We start from the raw sequence: 15,205 nt of genomic DNA, 5'->3' as shown, positions 1-15,205 counted from the left end.
GTTCATGACCGTCAAGGTACGGTTTTTCTTTCTCTCGTTGGGGATCGTCGCACTGTTTCTCTTTCTCGCGGGAAGGGCTTTCGTGGAGCTGTACTCCGCCCTGGAGGACTATGTCGCCCGGGACGGCATCGCCGCGACGGTTCAGGGCGCCTGCATGGTCGACTCCTATCTGGAGCGTCTCGAGAGTGCGACCCTTTCGGCGGGGCAGGTGGTGCGTCATCTCTACAGCGAGAAGGGACTGCGCACGAAGGCGGAACTGGAGCCCGTTCTGGTTTCCCTGTTGCGGGCAAACCGGGACAGGGGAGTGCAGGACATCTTTTTCGCCTCCGAGGCGGAGGGATTTTTCGCCGACGGCACGGGCTGGAGTCCGTCCTCAGAGTACGACCCCAGGGAGCGGAGCTGGTACCGCGAGGCCGTTGCGGCGGGAAGGACCGTGCTCAGCTCTCCCTACCGGGACCTCATCACGGGGAAAATGCTCGTCAGCGTCACCGCACCCGTCCATGACGAGGGAGAACCGAAGCGGCTTCTCGGGGTCTCCGGCGTGGACGTCTCTCTCGACTATCTCGCCGGAATGGTGGCGATGCAGAAGATCTACGCCTCCGGATTCGGCATGCTCTTCGACGGAAGCGGAACCTTTCTCGCCATTCCCGAAGAAGGATTCGCCCTCTCCGAGAACATCCTCGTCGCCTCGCCGGCGATTCCGGAAGAGCTTGCCCGGGCGGGAGTGCGCGTTCTCTCCGGAGAGACGGGGTTCACGGATGTCTTTTTCCTCGGCACTGCCCAGCGCCTGTTCTTCGCCCCTTCCGCAAAGGGACTCTTCTTCGCGATTCTCTTTCCCAAGGCGGTGATCGCAGACCTGGTACGTCCGCTGTTCCTTCGGTTCGCCCTTGTCGGCGGCGGCACGCTGCTCCTCGCGGTCCTGCTCTTCTATCACGTGGCGAAGACGCTTCTGCGCCCTGTAAGGGACCTGCAGCGCACGGCCGGGGACGTGCACCGGGAGCTTTCCCGGGGAATGGATCTCAGCGAGACCGCCAGATCGGTCTTCTCTCTCGCCGAGGGTGTGCGGGAGCGGAAGCGGGAGACGGCCGTTCCGGAATTCCGGGACATGCTGTCGAGCCTGGAGGAAGTGCTCGTGCTCATCTCCCGGCAGCAGGAGGAACTCACCGCCTTCGGACAGGAGACACTGGCCATGAACATCGCGCTGGACGAGGCGAACACAATGCTCCAGAAACGGGAACGGGTCTGGGCCAGCATTCTCGACGTGTTCCGCACGGTGGCGCATTCCCCCGAGGAAGCGCGATCTCTCGAAAACGTGACCGGTTCCATCCGGGATGTGACGGAGGCCTACGGCGTTACCGTGGGGCGCGTCGAAGGGGATGCGATCGTTCCCTTCGCCGCGTCGGGCTACGACGGAACGCGGTTCGGCGTGGAGGAGGGGACGCCGAAAAGAGGAGTCATGGGTCCGGCGAAGCTGGAAGGCTCCATCGCGGGCAGGGCCTTCCGGACCGGAGAGGTGCAGTGGATCGAACATCCCGAGCAGGATCCGGAATATCTGAAAGTGGATTCCCGCGTGGCGAGCGAGGTGGAGATCCCGATCCTCCATGGAGGCAGATCTCTCGGGGTCATCGAGATCGCCTTCGACGAGAAGCGTTCCCGGGACGAGGCGCTCCTGGAAACGCTTCTTCCGGTGGCGACGGCCCTGGGTGGTTTGCTCTCCGCGGAACGGTCCGCCCGGGATCTTCGGGCGTCCTACCATTATCTGGCGGAGAAGCTCGCCACCGTGACGGGAATCTATCACGACGAGACGGCGGAGCATCTGGGGCGCATGGAAGCCTATTGCCGCGAGGTCGCGTCCTGGCTCGGGCGCTCCCAGGAAGAGCAGGAGGGGATCGCCCTTTTTGCGCGTCTCCACGACATCGGAAAAATCCGCGTCCCCCTGTCGCTCCTCTCGAAGCCGGGAGCATTGACGCCCGAGGAATTCGAAATCGTGAGAAAGCACACGCTCTGGGGTGCGGAACTCATTGGAGACGCCCCCTGGGTTGCGGTGGGAAAGCGAATCTGCCTGAGCCATCACGAGAAATGGGATGGGAGCGGCTACCCTCTGGGACTTTCGGGGGAAAGCATCCCCTGGGAGGGACGCGTCGTCGCCCTGGCTGACGTCTACGATGCGCTCCGGTCTCCCAGGGTGTACAAACAGGGCATGAACCACGCCAGGGCGGTGGAGATCATCCTTGCCGGCGATGGAAGGACCTCCCCCGGGCATTTCGACCCCGAAGTGCTCCGCCTCTTCCGGGAACGCCACGGCACTTTCGAGAAGATCTTCGAAAGCCTGTGAGAGTCGCCCGAGGGGACAGCCCGAGCATGCACCATTCCTTTCGCGGGATCGAGTGACGCCTGTCCCCCCGGAAGGACAAGGCGGATCCCCCACCCTTTTCGTTCCCGGATACATCTGTTCCGGTGCGTTGTCCCGGCGTTTCCGCCGCACCGCAGTTCTCTCCGGTCCCGGCTTTGCGCCGGTCGTTACCGCGTTTCCCGCCCGGGTTCGAAGCGCACGACGCCTCTCCCGCGTTCCGGAGTGCCGCCGCGTTGTTTCCTTCCGCTAGAGCGACGCGTGGACGGCGTTGACCATGGTGACGAAGTCGAAGACCGGAAGGCCCGTCGCAGCCCTGATCTCCGCGGCGAAGGGTGGCAGATCGGTACACTCCAGGACGAAGGCGCCTGTTCGTGGATGAGCGCGGAGTACCGTTACCGCCGTGCCCACCACTTCCTGCCGGACGATGTCCAGATTGAGTTCGGCCTGGGGGTCGGAGAACATCTTTCCCCATTCGGGGCAGTTTTCCAGTCCGTGGATGTGCAGATTGTCCGTGCGGACGATGCCCACCGCGCGGAGATGTTCCGGCTTCAGTGAAGCTGCCTTGGCGGTGATGATCGCCACCTCTTTGTTCCGGCCCACGATGCGCTGCACGAAGGGCACCTGAAGGAGGCTCGACGTGAAAACCGGGATGTCCACTGCGTTCGCGATCTCCTCCTGGAAAATGGCGTTGAAGCCGCAACTCGTCGTGACGGCCCGGACACCGTCCGCGGCCATCTCCCGAGCGGCGGCGATCATCCGCTTGAGGACCACTCTGCTCGGGTTTTCGAGGATGGTCGACATGTTCGCGCCTTTCACGCGATAAAGGCGTGTGGGAAACGCGAAGGAAGCGGGATTCGTACTGTTGCCCACCAGCGTTTCGAGCTGAAGAAGTCCTTGTTCGACCTGTCCGGCCTCCCAGCAGAGGATGCCGATTTCCGCCTCGTTCGTCTTCACCTGCGTCGCCTCCCGGAATGATGATGCATGGTCCGGAGGAACGGTTTTCTCCGAGAGAGAAATCGTTCCTCCGGGTGGTGTTTTGGGGGTGCTCAGACGGCCATGATGCCCACTATACCGTAGGGATGTTTCCGGCAGAACGCCTTTGGGGAAAAGCGCGATGGTGTTCCCGCCCATGTGTCCTTTCAGATAGGGGAGTGCTATGGTTCCAGCTTTCCGTCCCATGACCCTTCCTCCTGCGTCATGACGATTCCCCGCCGGGCCAGTTCGTTTCGGAACGCGTCGAAGGGAATCTCCTCGGGGCCGACGACACCCCGTTGCGCAATCCGGCCGTCGAGGATCATCTGTGCCCCGATGGAGGCGGGAAAACCCACGGTTCTCTGCATGGCCGTGAACCCCGTCTCCAGGTTTCGCCGGTCCACGATCTGGCAGATCACCCTCCAGGGCTTGCCATCCTTCATTCCCCTGGCGTCGGTGCGGATGAGCGCCACATCCCGCTCCTGTTTCCCGTAGAAAAACTGCTCCTGTGAGCCGAGAAGCGCCGCGCAGAACGCCGCGGGGATCACGTCACAGCCGTTGACGTAAAGAGGTGTCTCGGAGAGAAAGCCGCATGTGGCCATGGTCTCCCAGAAGGCGCCGTGGCCGGGCCAGCGGCAGATGTACCGGCCCATGGCCTCGACGGTTTCTTCGAGACCGAAGGCCCGAGCGAAATGACTGCTGTCACCGTTGGGAAAGCATTCCAGAGGACCACCCATCTCGGGGATGTCGATCCGGTGGGTGTTCTCGGCGCTGAACATCGCATCTGCCGGAATCCAAACGGCCCGCCCGTTTCGGATGACCACGGCGGGACGCAGGTAGGACCGCATGACACCTATGAGGGACCAGGTGAATTTATAGCGGAGAGGGTTGTTCGCGGCGGCGCGCTCGGGAAAGCCCGCGCCGTAGGAATGAAAGGCCCGAACCTCATCCAGGCAGTTCAGACAGTGGCGACCCACGGCCAGGTCGATTCCGGGGTCCATGCCGAATTCCTGCAGAATGGTTCGATCCTTCGCCTTCATGAGCGTGTCGAGTGCGGCGAGTTCCTTTCGGGCGGCTTCCCGTGCGCTTTCGTCCCGTTCGCCGGGATTCAGGAGGTACATGGTGGACACGAGATGCACGCCGAGTTCCGCGGCGAGCTTTGCCACCCCGATGGCGAAGGTGCCGGGGAGCAGTTCGATGACCACATCCGCACCGGCCATGACTGCCGCGAGCTCCTCCCTTTTCGAGGCGTCCAGCCGTACCGGGCGAAGGCGCGGATCGCCCAGGGCGCGGAGTTCTTCTTCGAGGCCGGGAGTGCTGTCGGCGACGACAAGTTCTTCCACGTTGGCGGCGGTGCGGAGGAGATCGCTGAGGCAGGCCTTGCCTTGCATGCCGTATCCCAATTGCACCAGTTTTTTCTTTCCCATGAAGATGCCCCCTGCGTTCTTTGATGTGTTTATTGATGAATACTTTTGGTCCGTCCTATACCTCATAACACGCGGCGTGTCCGGTGTCAACGTCGGATCGATAGTTCATTGGAGAACGAATCGGAAGTGCCTGGTATTTCGGGGGATTTTCTGAAAAAGAGAAAACACCGTCGGCAGGGTGCCGACGGTGCCTCGATCTTTTGGAAAAGAACGTTTCGAAAATGCCGCCTGTGGCGGCGACGCTCCTTCGGGATCGTGTTACTTCAGTTCGGCGCTACAGAGGAATTCCCGAATCCAGGTTCCCGCATCCTTGTATTTGTCCGCGGGGACCTCGATGGCCACAAAGGCTTTTCCACCCTGCCACGTGGCGAGAAGGAGCGCCTTGTTTCCCTTGGATGCGGGATCCTGGAAGGAGTAGAGTCTGGTCGTGCAGGGAACGGCACAGGACAGCGTACTCGTTCCGTGTGCCCGCTTCCCGGTACTCGCCTGATCGAGGGCGGGGCCGATCTGTTCGGGGGTTTCCAGAACGGTGACGGCGAGCCGTGAACCATCGGGTCCTTCGTACGTCGCGGAATCGGGATTCCGGGAGATCTCTTTCGCGCCCTCGGGGAGACGGACCCGAAATGCTCCCGATGCGGCGGTGAAGACTCCCGGCTCGTCAAGGTCGCTGAGGGGCGGAAGCTCGCCGACGCCTTCCGTGTCGAGCGTCGGGAGCGTTTCCTGGGACGGTGCGCCGCCTGTTTCCGTTGCGGTGGTTCCCGAAAGGGGCGGCATTCCTCCTGTCTCGGGGAGCGGGGCCGTTGGGGCGACGAGTCCCGGTGTGGTGCTCGTCGTCCCCGGCTGTGCGGCGAGGTCCGCCGGCGACTGGAGCGGTGCGCCGCCCGGAAGCTGCTGCGTCGTCTGCGCTGTCGGCTGAACCGGCTGGGGCTGGGGCTGCTGGGATGCCTGCGCTATCGGCTGAACCGGTTGGGCCTGCTGTGTTCCCTTGAAGGACATGCTCTGGAAGAATGCGTCGAACTTCGGTGCCAGGGCGGGGAACTGTTCTTCAAGGCCGTCGAAGAGCAGGACATGTCCTATGTTGTTTTTCGAGAGGATGAAGATGCGCGCCTTGAGGCGTTTTCCCTGGTTGGAGAAGAGAAAATCGTGGATGAGGACGGGTGTCCCCTGGAGATTTCCGTTCCGGATCGACACCGGCGTGTATCCCTCGAAGGTGGCGAGGCTGTTTTTCTGCAGGGCCGTCGCATAGTCCTCCAGGGACATGCCCTCGGGGAGCGTCTCCAGGAAGAAGAGCATCTCCGCGGCGATGACGTCGTTTTCGGAGAGGAGGAAATAACGGTGGATGTTTTCATTGGCCGGCGGGTTCTCCGTCCATCCCGGAGGCAGGGGCGCGAAGAGCAGTTCGCCGTCGGCTCCGGCGGGCGCCTGCGCTGTGGCGGGAAGGGGGGGCAGGCAGACGAGAACTCCCAGTACGAGGGCGATCAGAAGCGGAAGCCGGATTCCGGCAAAGGTCTTTTCCCGGTGTGGCATCTGTCGGTGTGCGTACCTGTGGGACATGACGATCCCTCCTGACGGGTTCGATAGTCCCCGCCGGTCCCGCTGGAGAGCGGTCCGTTGCGGGGTGGACGAAGGTCGTGTCATTTCGCCTTGAACGTGACGTTGGGCGTGGCGCTCTCCACGAAGGCGTCTTCGCTGAAGCGGCGCGCCAGTTCCTCCGAATCCGCGTTCGAGGAACGCACGTGGAGGTGCGCTTTCCCCGACGACGCGGTCAGTTCGGCGAATTCCCCGAGCACCTCGCAGCCGAGCAGCTCCACGTAGGATCGGGCCATTTCCGGGGAGACGCCGGGAACGAAGATGAGGATCGCCTCGCCGGAAACCTCTGTTACCGGAGAGGCCGCCATTGTCGGTTCGCCCGGCGATACGGTCCCGGTAGCGGCTGCCCGGGGAGGGGCGTGGAGGGAGAGAACGAGGAGCATGCCCGCGATGGCGGTGAAAGCCGGAATCCACTTCATGATCTGTCGCCTCCTTTCTGTACGGTGAGCTGTACGGACGGTGTCGCCGGGAGAGACTCCGTCCGGAACGTCCGGATGCCGGTCGCGCCGCTTTCCGCGGAGAAAACGGCGCCGGAACGGGAGAGAGCGGCTCTTCCGGACGAAAGACCGACATGCCCGGAGACGTGACCTGGAGCGACGGAGAGCGGAGATGCGCCGGGGTCGTCCTCGCGCCGCTGGAATGCGCAACACCAGCACCGTAGCAAGAACAAGGAAGGGCGTCAAGAGAGAATTCACGGGAGCGGAAGACCGTGCCTGCGACGGGGAAGAGCCTCACCGGAGAAGACGCAGCAGGGGCGAGAGTGCCCGGAGCCTGCTCCGACGGGAGCGCCAGTCCGGAAGAATCCGTTCCACATGACTCCAGAAGCGAGAGGAGTGGTTCATTTCTCGGCGATGGCAGAGTTCGTGCACGAGGACGTACTCGATCAGGTCCGCTTCCGCCATGGTCAGTCCCGAGGCGAAGGAGAGGCGTCCCGAGGCGCTACAGCTTCCCCAGCGGGATCTGCAGGTGCGCACCGAGAAGCCCGAGTAGGTGACGCCCGCTTTTTCCGCGAGGCCGGGGAGGCGGGAGGCGATGTGGGGGCGCAGCCAGGCCGTGCACCAGTCCGCGAAAAGCGAGGCCCCCTGGTTCCTTCCGTCACGGCGCAGTTCGAAACGCTCGTTCGCAAGGCGAAAAAGCGGCGTTCCAGGCTCCGGCGGAATGACCGCCAGGGGGAGATGACGCCCGAGAAACGGCAGGGTCGTTTCGGAAGCGAAAGAGGGCGCGGGGCTTTCCTTCATGAACGTCTCTCCTCTCTCCGGAGGGTGGAGGACCGGCTTTCTCGCCGCCGAGGGCACGGAACGCGTTGTGCGAGACGCGGGAGCGGAATTGGGGCGCCTCTCCGTTTTTCTTTCTCATGTTTTGCGATAGTACCACCGAAGGAGAGAATGGTATCATACGGCAAACCCTTTCGGAAGAAGGAGTCCGAAGAAACGGTTCGGCAGAAGGGAACTGTCGCGGAAGGCTGTTCTTAAAGAGGAGGTATTCCGGTGAAGTGGATTCTCGGCGCCCTGGCGGCGCTCGTGCTCTTCGGCGTGTATGCCTACAATCGCCTGGTGCGATGCAAGGCGGACGTGGAAAACGGATGGAGCCAGATCGACGTACAGCTCAAACGTCGCCATGATCTGATTCCCAATCTGGTGGAGACCGTCCGGGGATACATGACCCACGAACGGGAACTCTTCGAAAGGGTGGCGGCCCTTCGTGCCCAGGCGCTCGGTGCGGGTTCTCTTTCGGAAGTGCAGCAGAAGGAGACGGAACTCGCCGGGGCGCTGCGAACGCTCTTCGCCGTCTCGGAAGGGTACCCGGAGCTGAAGGCGAACGCGAACTTCCTTGCGCTTCAGGAGGAACTGTCCTCCACGGAGAACAAGATCGCCTTCGCCCGCCAGTTCTACAACGACGCCGTCCGGGCCTACAATGTGGCCGTCGCGGAATTTCCCGGCAATCTGGTGGCGGGAGCCTTCGGATATGCCAAACGGGATTTCTGGATCGTGGAGGACCAGGCGGAACGGGCTTCGGTCCGAGTGAACCTTTAGGGGGCGGTGGAAGTCGCTTTTTTCGTCCGTGACGGAACCGCACGACGAAGGAGGAGGTGGCGCAGTCCATGGTGAGTTTTCAACGGCTCATCGCGCACAACAAGCGCGTGAGCGTTCTGCTTTTCGTTCTTACACTGGTGCTTCTCGGCATCATGGGGGCCTCTCTCGGGGAATATCTCGACCTGGGGTGGAGGGGTGGCGCAGGTATCGCGGTTGTTGCGGCGGCTCTCTATTTTCTCGTGGCCTACAACTTCGGGGACTCCATGGTCCTTGCGGCGAGCGGCGCCAGGGAGATCACCCATGACGAGCACCCCCAGCTCTGGAACGTGGTGGAGGAGATGTCCATCGCCGGAGGGCTCCCCATGCCGAAGGTGTACATCATGGACAGCGATGCGCTGAACGCCTTCGCCACGGGCAAGGACCCGCAGCATGCGAGCGTGGCCATCACCCGGGGGCTTTTGGAAAAACTGAACCGTGAGGAATTGCAGGGGGTCATGGCCCACGAAATGTCCCACGTGCGCAACTACGACATCCGTTTCGCCATGCTCATGGCGGTGCTGGTGGGGGTGGTGGTGCTCCTGGCGGATGTGTTCCGGCGCAGCATGTTCTGGGGGTCGCTCGGCGGCGGGCGGAGACGGCGCAGCGGCGACGGCGGGAAGGGCGGTGCCGTTCTCGTGCTTGTAGGCGTCCTGTTTTCCATCGTGGCGCCGCTTTTCGCGGTGCTCCTCCAGATGGCGGTGAGCCGCAAAAGGGAATATCTGGCGGATGCCTCGGCGGTGGAATTGACCCGAAACCCTCAGGGGCTCATTTCGGCTCTCCGGAAGCTCTCCACCGACGACAACAAGCTCGTCACCGCGTCGAAGGCGACGCAGCATCTCTATATCGTGAACCCTTTCAGAAAGCTCGGAGCGGACAGCCTGTTCAGCACCCACCCCTCGCTGGACTCCCGCATCGCCGCGCTTCGCGGGCTCGCCACCGGGGGCGAAGCTCCCGGTTCCTCCGAGTAGATGCCTCCGGTGAACACGGGAGCCGGTCTGCGCTTCGGTACGGTGCTGTTTCCGGCTCTTCCGGTGGGTTATCCTCTGTTTCTCGCTCCCGCGGGGGATGTTCCGGAGAACAGCTCCGATGCGGCAAGGAGGCGCTGCAGAAAGGCATTGCCTCTTCCGTTGCTCCGGGAGCGGGAGGATGTTCCGAGAAGAAATCGCTCCTCTTCCCGGGTTACCTCCACGAGAACAGGGGACGGAGAAAGCGGTGTCGTGTCGGAGGGCAAGGTGGCGTCCTGGAGAGAAGGAGACGGCATTTCCTGCGGGAGGGACCATGCGGTCTCTTTTTTTTCGTCGGATGAATCCGCCGGGAACGGTGTGGGCAACGTCTCGCCGAAAAGGATGAGCATTTCGCGTTCGGTCATGGCTCCGGGACCTCCGTTTCCATAAGCCACTGTTGCGTCGAGAGTGTAACGAAAGCGAGCTCCGCAGAAAGAAAAAACGCCGAGGTTTCTTAAAACCCGGAGAAACGATAGCACGAAGCTCGTCGCCTGCAAAGTCCGGATAGGTCCTGATTTTGTCGCCCTGAATAGGACTTTCGGTTCATTTTTTTGTTTTTCAGGATTTTTTTCGAGCGGTGTTTTCGGATGATTTTTTCACATCGCGACGAAGGCACGTCTGTTTCTTCGTGGCCGACTGCGAGATGACCGGAGAGGACTGAGAGCCATGATTCCTGTGGGCAGTGTGGTGGAGATGCGTTTCCCCTCGGATGTGCGATTCCTGTCGCCTCTTCTTGCGTCCTGCCGAGACCTCAATGTCCTCTACGGTTTTTCCGCCGGGGACGGGCAACGAATCGAACTGGCTCTCGAAGAGGCGGTGGTCGCCATCCTTCCCTCCGGAGAAGCCGTCGTTTCTCCGGAGGTGGACGGGCGAAGAGAATCGCCGCCGCCCCTTTCCGTCCAGTTTCGCCGGGTGCCCCTGGGATTGCGCGTCGTGCTCCGCGGCTTCGACGTGCCCCTCTCTCGGGGCGATCTCGATGCCTTTGTTCCCGGAACGGACCCGGACCAGGTGGAACCCTCGGAACTCGGATTCTTTCTGCTGAAACACGCGGTGGATCAGGTGACGCTCATCGACCGCGGCGGCGAGGGCAAGGAGCTTCATTTCTTCAAAATGCTCCGGAGGAAAGAGGAACAGACTCTCCGTGCCGAGGCGGCGACCTCTCCGGAGACGGCGCCGCCGGTGCAGGCCGTCAGTCGGAAATCCTCTCTGCCTCCCATCATAGGAGAGGTGGAGCAGGCCTCCGCTCCGGAACTGGCGGTTCGGTTCGCTTCCATCCTGAAGAGAAGGGCGGACGGGCACGATGTGGATGCGGCGATGTTTCGTGAGGCGCTCTCCGACAGGGATGTGTGGGTGGTCTCGGCCCGGAGTGGGCGCGATGGAGAACTCGCGGCGGTTCAGGCTTTCGAACGGCATGGACAACGTCGTTCCCTGGGGGTGATCCTGCCTCCCCTGTGGGGCGAGCCTCCGGTCCTTGAGGACGGCGCGGTGCTCCGGAGCCGGGAGGAACTGTTGGACGCGCTGCTGACGCATGCGAGGGACGAGCGTTTCGATGTCTTCGGCGGCGCGTTGGGGATCACCTCGGAGGACACAGGCGACCAGGAGGATCTTTTCCTTCGGGAGGGGTTCGGGATGTGTGCGCTGCTTCCCTCGTCGCCGGGGGAAAGCCTTTGGAGGGGGGCGGCGGGCCCTGGTATCGCCTTCTTTTGCCCCTTCGGGAAAGCTCCTCAGGCTCCTCTCTACGTGCCGAAACCGCACCAGGATATGGTGTTCCGCATCTACGAAAGTCTGGGAAGACCGCCGCGACTCGCTTACCTCGGTTGGGCGGATCAGGATCTGCACCGGAAACGGAGTGTCATCTCCGCAGCGGCGGCATTCGGGGAGCTGCGGTGCGATCTTTTCGTCCATGAATACGGCATGGATTTCCCGCTTCAACTCGGCGCCTTCACTCGGCAACTCCTCCGGAAGGGAATGCGCACCCTCCTTCTCCACCTTCCTCTCGAACTGGCTTCAACGGCGGTGGAGGCGGAAGAGGCGGAAAAGCTGGGCTACGTCTTCTGCGGTGTTCTTCCGGGAACGCCCGGAGGGGACGAGCTGCTCTACCTGCACAGGCAGGGCGTCGCTCCCCTCCTCGAAACGCTGCGTCCCAGGTGTGCCCTGGGGCGTCTGCTGCTGGAATCGATTCGGAAAACCTGCTCTTTCTGAGACGGAGTTCACGCTTCGGAGTGTGTTTCGTGTTGCGGAAGCGCACGGGATCGCTCCCGAAGCGCCGCGACAAGTCCCTGAAGGTCGCTGGTGCCGACGATGAGACGGCGGCCGTTTCGGAGCAGCAGTTCGACCCCGTCTCCGGGAGCGACGCTGTAGAGCCATCCTTTGCGGACGCTTTTTACGCCCACGGTGTACCAGGGGATGCGGGTGGGGCGACTCTCCGCGATCTCCGCGAGGGGAATCCTCCGGGTGTAAAGTCCCCGGAGGAGGACGATGCACAGCGCATCCTCCGTGACGGCCACGGTCTGGCTCGTGAAGAGCAGTGTCACTGCTAGAAGGATCGCCAGGGGAGCCACGGCGTTTGCGGGCGGCAGCGCCTTGTCCGGCATCATGGCGTCCAGCGTCTCCTTCGGGGCCAGATGGGGAGCCAGAATGATCATGCTCACGGCGAGCAGTGCGACCAGCAGAAGGAGGACAAGTCCTTTCCCCGTCTGTGTGCTGCGGTAATATTCCATGCGTTCTGCCTCCTCTTCGGAATGGGACGTTTCGGTACGTAGCCTAACAGGGGTTCGCTCCGGGGTAAAGGGGCGACGCGTGTGTCCCGCCGGATGGCCGGCGGGGAATACGTCGTCCCGAGGATTCTCTGCATTGACAGTGTGGAGTGCCTTTCCTAGAATGCTGCATGCATCATGGATGAATCCATCCATTCCCAAGGAGGAATGCTCCACCATGACCAGCCCCAGGGAGAGTGCCGAAGAGCGGGCCTACCGTTCCATCATCGGATTGATCCTTTCCGGGCGATACCGTCCCGGCGATTTTCTGCTCGAACTCGATCTCGCCCCACAGCTCGGCATGAGCCGCACCCCTGTGAGCCGCGCTCTGGCACGGCTCATCTCCGAGGGATTCCTCTCCAAAATGCCGAAGAAGGGCAGTTTCATCCCTTTGCCTACGCCCGAGGATGCTTCCCAGGTCTTTTTCGCCCGGGAGGCCGTGGAGGGCCAGGCCGCGGCGGCGGCGGCGCTGCATGCCACCCCGGAGGAGGTGGAAGCCCTGCGCCGGTACATCGCCGGCGACGAGGAAGCGGTGCTCACCCGCTCCAGGGAACAGTTCTCCAGCAACAACGAGTTGTTGCATCTGGGCATCGCCAGAGCGTCCCGGAACACCTATCTGGAGAAATGGTGCAGGAACATCTTCTGGCGTTCCAATGTCTACGTTTTCTACTTCGACGGTTTTTACCGCCCCGACGACGCGATCGTTCCCCAGAAGACGCCCGAGCAGCACGCGGCGATTCTCGACGCCATCGCCGCGAGGGACCCCGAGAAGGCCGCAGATCGGATGCGGGCCCATATCCGCCGTACTTTCGAAGCGCTGTTGCTGCGTTAGAGGGCGTTTCGCCGCCTCCGGCGAGGAGGCGAATGCGGCGGAGCGCCGCAGGGGGCTTCCGGGCGGATGTTACGAGAGTGTGTGTTGCCTTGGGCGAAGAGGCTGTTTTACACTGGTGAAAGCAATCGTTTCGGGGAGGTCGCGTCTGTGCGGACGTTCTTCTTTTTCGTCCGGCCTTGGCTGAAGAACCTGCTCTGCGCCGACGCCGGCACCAGTACCGGCACAACCAGTCGCTTCGAGGAGGTCGTGAGCATGCGGACATTCTTCTTTTACCTTGGCGTCATCTTTTTTTTACTCCTTCTCGTCGTCGGCGGATGGGGGCTCTGGAAGTTCGGTCCGCTGTTCCTCGGTCGGAAGCCCGCCTCGCTGGAATTTTCCGCGTCGCCGTCGGCGATGGTTCTGCCCGCTCCGGACCGCCAGGGGAGCGTTCCGCTGGAGCGGACCTTGCAGGCCCGGCGGTCCGTGCGGGACTTCGAGGATGTTCCCCTCCCTCTGGGGCAGATCGGCCAGATTCTTTGGGCAGCTCAGGGAATCACCCTGCCGGAGAAAGGATTCCGTACGGCGCCCTCGGCCTTCTCCCTCTATCCGCTCAAGGTCTATCTGGCGGCGGAACGGGTGGAAGGGCTTGCCCCCGGTTTTTACGGGTACGACCCCGAAAAACATGCCCTGATCGCCCTCGCCGAAGGAGACGTGCGGGCCATCCTGATACGTGCGGTGCGCCAGCCTGCGGTTTCGACGGCCCCGGCGGCGCTGCTTCTGACCGCGGATGAAGATGTTGCCCGGAAACGACTCGGAGACGCGGCGGCGTTCTGCGTGGCCGCCGAGGCGGGGCACGCGGCGCAGAACGTGTATCTTCAGGCGACGGCCCTCGGCCTCGGAACGGTCTCCATGGGCGGAATCGACGGTGGTGCGCTTCGGGAGGTCTTTGCTCTTCCGGAAAAGGAGTCCCCTCTCTACGTGATGCCCCTCGGAGTGCCCAAGGAGCGCTGAACGTCCTTGTGGCGAACGCCATGCATCTTTCCGTGCCGTACCTGACGCACCCGCCTTTCTTTGTGCCGGTGCTCCGGTAGGGCACGTTTTGTCGCACCCGCGTGTCGAAAGCGCGGGGAGTGGAAAGTTCGGGCGCGAACGACCGCCCCCGGGAGGCGCGAGCGAGCTTTTTCCGGACGACGTGTCACGCCGAAAGAAGACGTGTCATGCTGCAATGAAATGAAGGAGGGGTTCCGCAATGTCGCAGCGCGAGCAGAGCAGACGATTTCTTCGGAGCGATGCCTGGAAGACTCTTGATTTTTCCGCCACACCGCAGGCCCTGGGGGTTGCGCCGCCTCCTCTGGAAAAGCCCGCACCGCCCGAGATGGCCCGGGTGTCTTTGCCCGGACCGGGAACGTGGCGGGGCGTGGAGCCTCTTTCCGTCGAGGCGGCCATTGCGGAGCGGGTTACTCTGCGCCGGTACGCCCCGATGCCGTTCTCACTGGACGAGCTTTCCTTCCTTCTCTGGGCTACCCAGGGCATCCGGGAGGTCCTTCCCGGCGGCAACGCGAGGCGGACCGTTCCCTCCGGAGGATGCCGTCATGCTCTGGAGACCTACCTGGCGGTCTTTCGCGTGGACGGACTGGAAAAAGGGGTGTACCGTTATCTTCCCCTGAGCCATGAACTGCTTGTTCTCGGAAGTCGGCCCGACCTGGAGGATGCCCTCGTGGCGGCGACGCGCAAACAGGTCTTTCCGGGGCGGAGTGCGGTCACCTTCGCCTGGACCGCTCTGCCGGAACGCGGAGAATGGCGTTACGCCGAGGCCGCGGCGAAACTTATCGCTCTCGACGCGGGACATGTCTGCCAGAACCTTTATCTCGCCTGCGAGGCCGTCGGTGCCGGAACCTGCGCCATCGCCGCCTACGACCAGGAACTGGCGGATGCGCTCTTCGGTGTGGACGGAAAGGATGAATTCACCGTCTATATGGCCTCGGTGGGGAAAAAACCCGAGGAATAACCCACGCGGAAAAAGGATCTCTTTCGTGGCATTGCTCCCGCGCCGCATCACCTGCCGCGGATGTTCCTCTCCGGAGGAGCTCCGCGGCAGCGCTTTAAGCTTCGCCGTAGCGTCGTTGTTCCTGCACGCTCTTCTCCAAATGCGTCTCCCAGTTGTGTGCGTCAAGCCTGCGCAAAAGGGTTTTCATGGTGTTCGGCGGCCGTCTGCGGCGA

General features: G+C 62.7%; 14 protein-coding genes. 7 read left to right on the top strand and 7 right to left on the bottom strand.

Features of this window, described 5'->3' with window-relative positions:
- The coding region (locus Q1K49_RS06360) for an HD domain-containing phosphohydrolase (protein ID WP_300524141.1) at window positions 1-2,335 on the top strand (2,335 nt) is incomplete at its 5' end.
- A 264-nt stretch (window positions 2,336-2,599) separates the two neighbouring features.
- On the opposite strand, the gene Q1K49_RS06355 is transcribed toward Q1K49_RS06360, so the two are convergent.
- From Q1K49_RS06355 to Q1K49_RS06335, 5 genes are all read right to left on the bottom strand, one after another.
- Window positions 2,600-3,532 (bottom strand): aspartate/glutamate racemase family protein, encoded by a 933-nt coding sequence (locus Q1K49_RS06355; protein WP_300524139.1) that lies wholly within the window; start codon window positions 3,530-3,532, stop codon window positions 2,600-2,602.
- Window positions 3,508-4,752, bottom strand: coding sequence for a saccharopine dehydrogenase C-terminal domain-containing protein (locus Q1K49_RS06350; protein ID WP_300524137.1), 1,245 nt, complete (start codon window positions 4,750-4,752; stop codon window positions 3,508-3,510). Before Q1K49_RS06350 ends, Q1K49_RS06355 begins: the two co-directional genes overlap by 25 nt.
- Window positions 4,753-5,010: 258 nt before the next feature.
- Window positions 5,011-6,306 carry a hypothetical protein gene (locus Q1K49_RS06345; RefSeq protein ID WP_300524135.1) on the bottom strand — a complete coding sequence of 432 codons (1,296 nt, stop codon included), beginning with the start codon at window positions 6,304-6,306 and terminating at the stop codon, window positions 5,011-5,013.
- A gap of 80 nt (window positions 6,307-6,386) precedes the next feature.
- Window positions 6,387-6,761 carry a hypothetical protein gene (locus Q1K49_RS06340; RefSeq protein WP_300524132.1) on the bottom strand — a complete coding sequence of 125 codons (375 nt, stop codon included), beginning with the start codon at window positions 6,759-6,761 and terminating at the stop codon, window positions 6,387-6,389.
- A 312-nt stretch (window positions 6,762-7,073) separates the two neighbouring features.
- Window positions 7,074-7,580 (bottom strand): YgjP-like metallopeptidase domain-containing protein, encoded by a 507-nt coding sequence (locus Q1K49_RS06335; protein ID WP_300524130.1) that lies wholly within the window; start codon window positions 7,578-7,580, stop codon window positions 7,074-7,076.
- A gap of 249 nt (window positions 7,581-7,829) precedes the next feature.
- Between Q1K49_RS06335 and Q1K49_RS06330 the strand changes: the two genes are divergently transcribed.
- Both Q1K49_RS06330 and Q1K49_RS06325 read left to right on the top strand, forming a co-directional pair.
- Window positions 7,830-8,375: a LemA family protein gene (locus Q1K49_RS06330; protein WP_300524127.1), complete on the top strand. Its 546-nt coding sequence runs from the start codon at window positions 7,830-7,832 to the stop codon at window positions 8,373-8,375.
- A 68-nt stretch (window positions 8,376-8,443) separates the two neighbouring features.
- Window positions 8,444-9,382 (top strand): M48 family metallopeptidase, encoded by a 939-nt coding sequence (locus Q1K49_RS06325; RefSeq protein ID WP_300524124.1) that lies wholly within the window; start codon window positions 8,444-8,446, stop codon window positions 9,380-9,382.
- 68 nt (window positions 9,383-9,450) lie between these two features.
- Here the strand turns inward: Q1K49_RS06325 and Q1K49_RS06320 are convergent, their stop codons facing one another.
- Window positions 9,451-9,783 (bottom strand): hypothetical protein, encoded by a 333-nt coding sequence (locus Q1K49_RS06320; RefSeq protein WP_300524122.1) that lies wholly within the window; start codon window positions 9,781-9,783, stop codon window positions 9,451-9,453.
- Window positions 9,784-10,084: 301 nt separating this feature from the next.
- Between Q1K49_RS06320 and Q1K49_RS06315 the strand changes: the two genes are divergently transcribed.
- Window positions 10,085-11,620, top strand: a complete 1,536-nt coding sequence (locus Q1K49_RS06315) for a hypothetical protein (protein WP_300524120.1) — start codon at window positions 10,085-10,087, stop codon at window positions 11,618-11,620.
- 8 nt (window positions 11,621-11,628) lie between these two features.
- Here Q1K49_RS06315 and Q1K49_RS06310 read toward each other — a convergent pair whose 3' ends face one another.
- Entirely contained in the window at window positions 11,629-12,138 is a 510-nt protein-coding gene (locus Q1K49_RS06310) for a hypothetical protein (RefSeq protein ID WP_300524118.1), read from the bottom strand.
- 214 nt (window positions 12,139-12,352) lie between these two features.
- Between Q1K49_RS06310 and Q1K49_RS06305 the strand changes: the two genes are divergently transcribed.
- From Q1K49_RS06305 to Q1K49_RS06295, 3 genes are all read left to right on the top strand, one after another.
- Entirely contained in the window at window positions 12,353-13,006 is a 654-nt protein-coding gene (locus tag Q1K49_RS06305) for a GntR family transcriptional regulator (RefSeq protein ID WP_300524115.1), read from the top strand.
- 252 nt (window positions 13,007-13,258) lie between these two features.
- A complete protein-coding gene (locus tag Q1K49_RS06300; RefSeq protein ID WP_300524112.1) occupies window positions 13,259-13,996 on the top strand; it encodes a SagB/ThcOx family dehydrogenase in 738 nt (245 codons plus the stop codon).
- Window positions 13,997-14,234: 238 nt separating this feature from the next.
- Window positions 14,235-14,993: a SagB/ThcOx family dehydrogenase gene (locus Q1K49_RS06295; RefSeq protein WP_300524109.1), complete on the top strand. Its 759-nt coding sequence runs from the start codon at window positions 14,235-14,237 to the stop codon at window positions 14,991-14,993.
- The last annotated feature ends 212 nt before the right edge of the window (window positions 14,994-15,205 follow it).

The sequence above is a fragment of the Aminiphilus sp. genome, assembly GCF_029975095.1.
GTDB lineage: Bacteria > Synergistota > Synergistia > Synergistales > Aminiphilaceae > Aminiphilus.
Note: the sequence above shows the minus strand (reverse complement) of the source record. Positions and strands in the feature narration are given on the sequence as shown.

Bases quoted from the DNA above. Each gene is read 5' to 3' on its own strand.
- Q1K49_RS06300 (WP_300524112.1), top strand. From the start codon at position 13,259: ATGCGGACATTCTTCTTTTACCTTGGCGTCATCTTTTTTTTACTCCTT.
- Q1K49_RS06345 (WP_300524135.1), bottom strand. From the start codon at position 6,306: ATGTCCCACAGGTACGCACACCGACAGATGCCACACCGGGAAAAGACC.
- Q1K49_RS06355 (WP_300524139.1), bottom strand. From the start codon at position 3,532: ATGGGACGGAAAGCTGGAACCATAGCACTCCCCTATCTGAAAGGACAC.
- Q1K49_RS06315 (WP_300524120.1), top strand. From the start codon at position 10,085: ATGATTCCTGTGGGCAGTGTGGTGGAGATGCGTTTCCCCTCGGATGTG.
- Q1K49_RS06305 (WP_300524115.1), top strand. From the start codon at position 12,353: ATGACCAGCCCCAGGGAGAGTGCCGAAGAGCGGGCCTACCGTTCCATC.
- Q1K49_RS06295 (WP_300524109.1), top strand. From the start codon at position 14,235: ATGTCGCAGCGCGAGCAGAGCAGACGATTTCTTCGGAGCGATGCCTGG.
- Q1K49_RS06335 (WP_300524130.1), bottom strand. From the start codon at position 7,580: ATGAAGGAAAGCCCCGCGCCCTCTTTCGCTTCCGAAACGACCCTGCCG.
- Q1K49_RS06320 (WP_300524122.1), bottom strand. From the start codon at position 9,783: ATGACCGAACGCGAAATGCTCATCCTTTTCGGCGAGACGTTGCCCACA.
- Q1K49_RS06350 (WP_300524137.1), bottom strand. From the start codon at position 4,752: ATGGGAAAGAAAAAACTGGTGCAATTGGGATACGGCATGCAAGGCAAG.
- Q1K49_RS06310 (WP_300524118.1), bottom strand. From the start codon at position 12,138: ATGGAATATTACCGCAGCACACAGACGGGGAAAGGACTTGTCCTCCTT.
- Q1K49_RS06325 (WP_300524124.1), top strand. From the start codon at position 8,444: ATGGTGAGTTTTCAACGGCTCATCGCGCACAACAAGCGCGTGAGCGTT.
- Q1K49_RS06340 (WP_300524132.1), bottom strand. From the start codon at position 6,761: ATGAAGTGGATTCCGGCTTTCACCGCCATCGCGGGCATGCTCCTCGTT.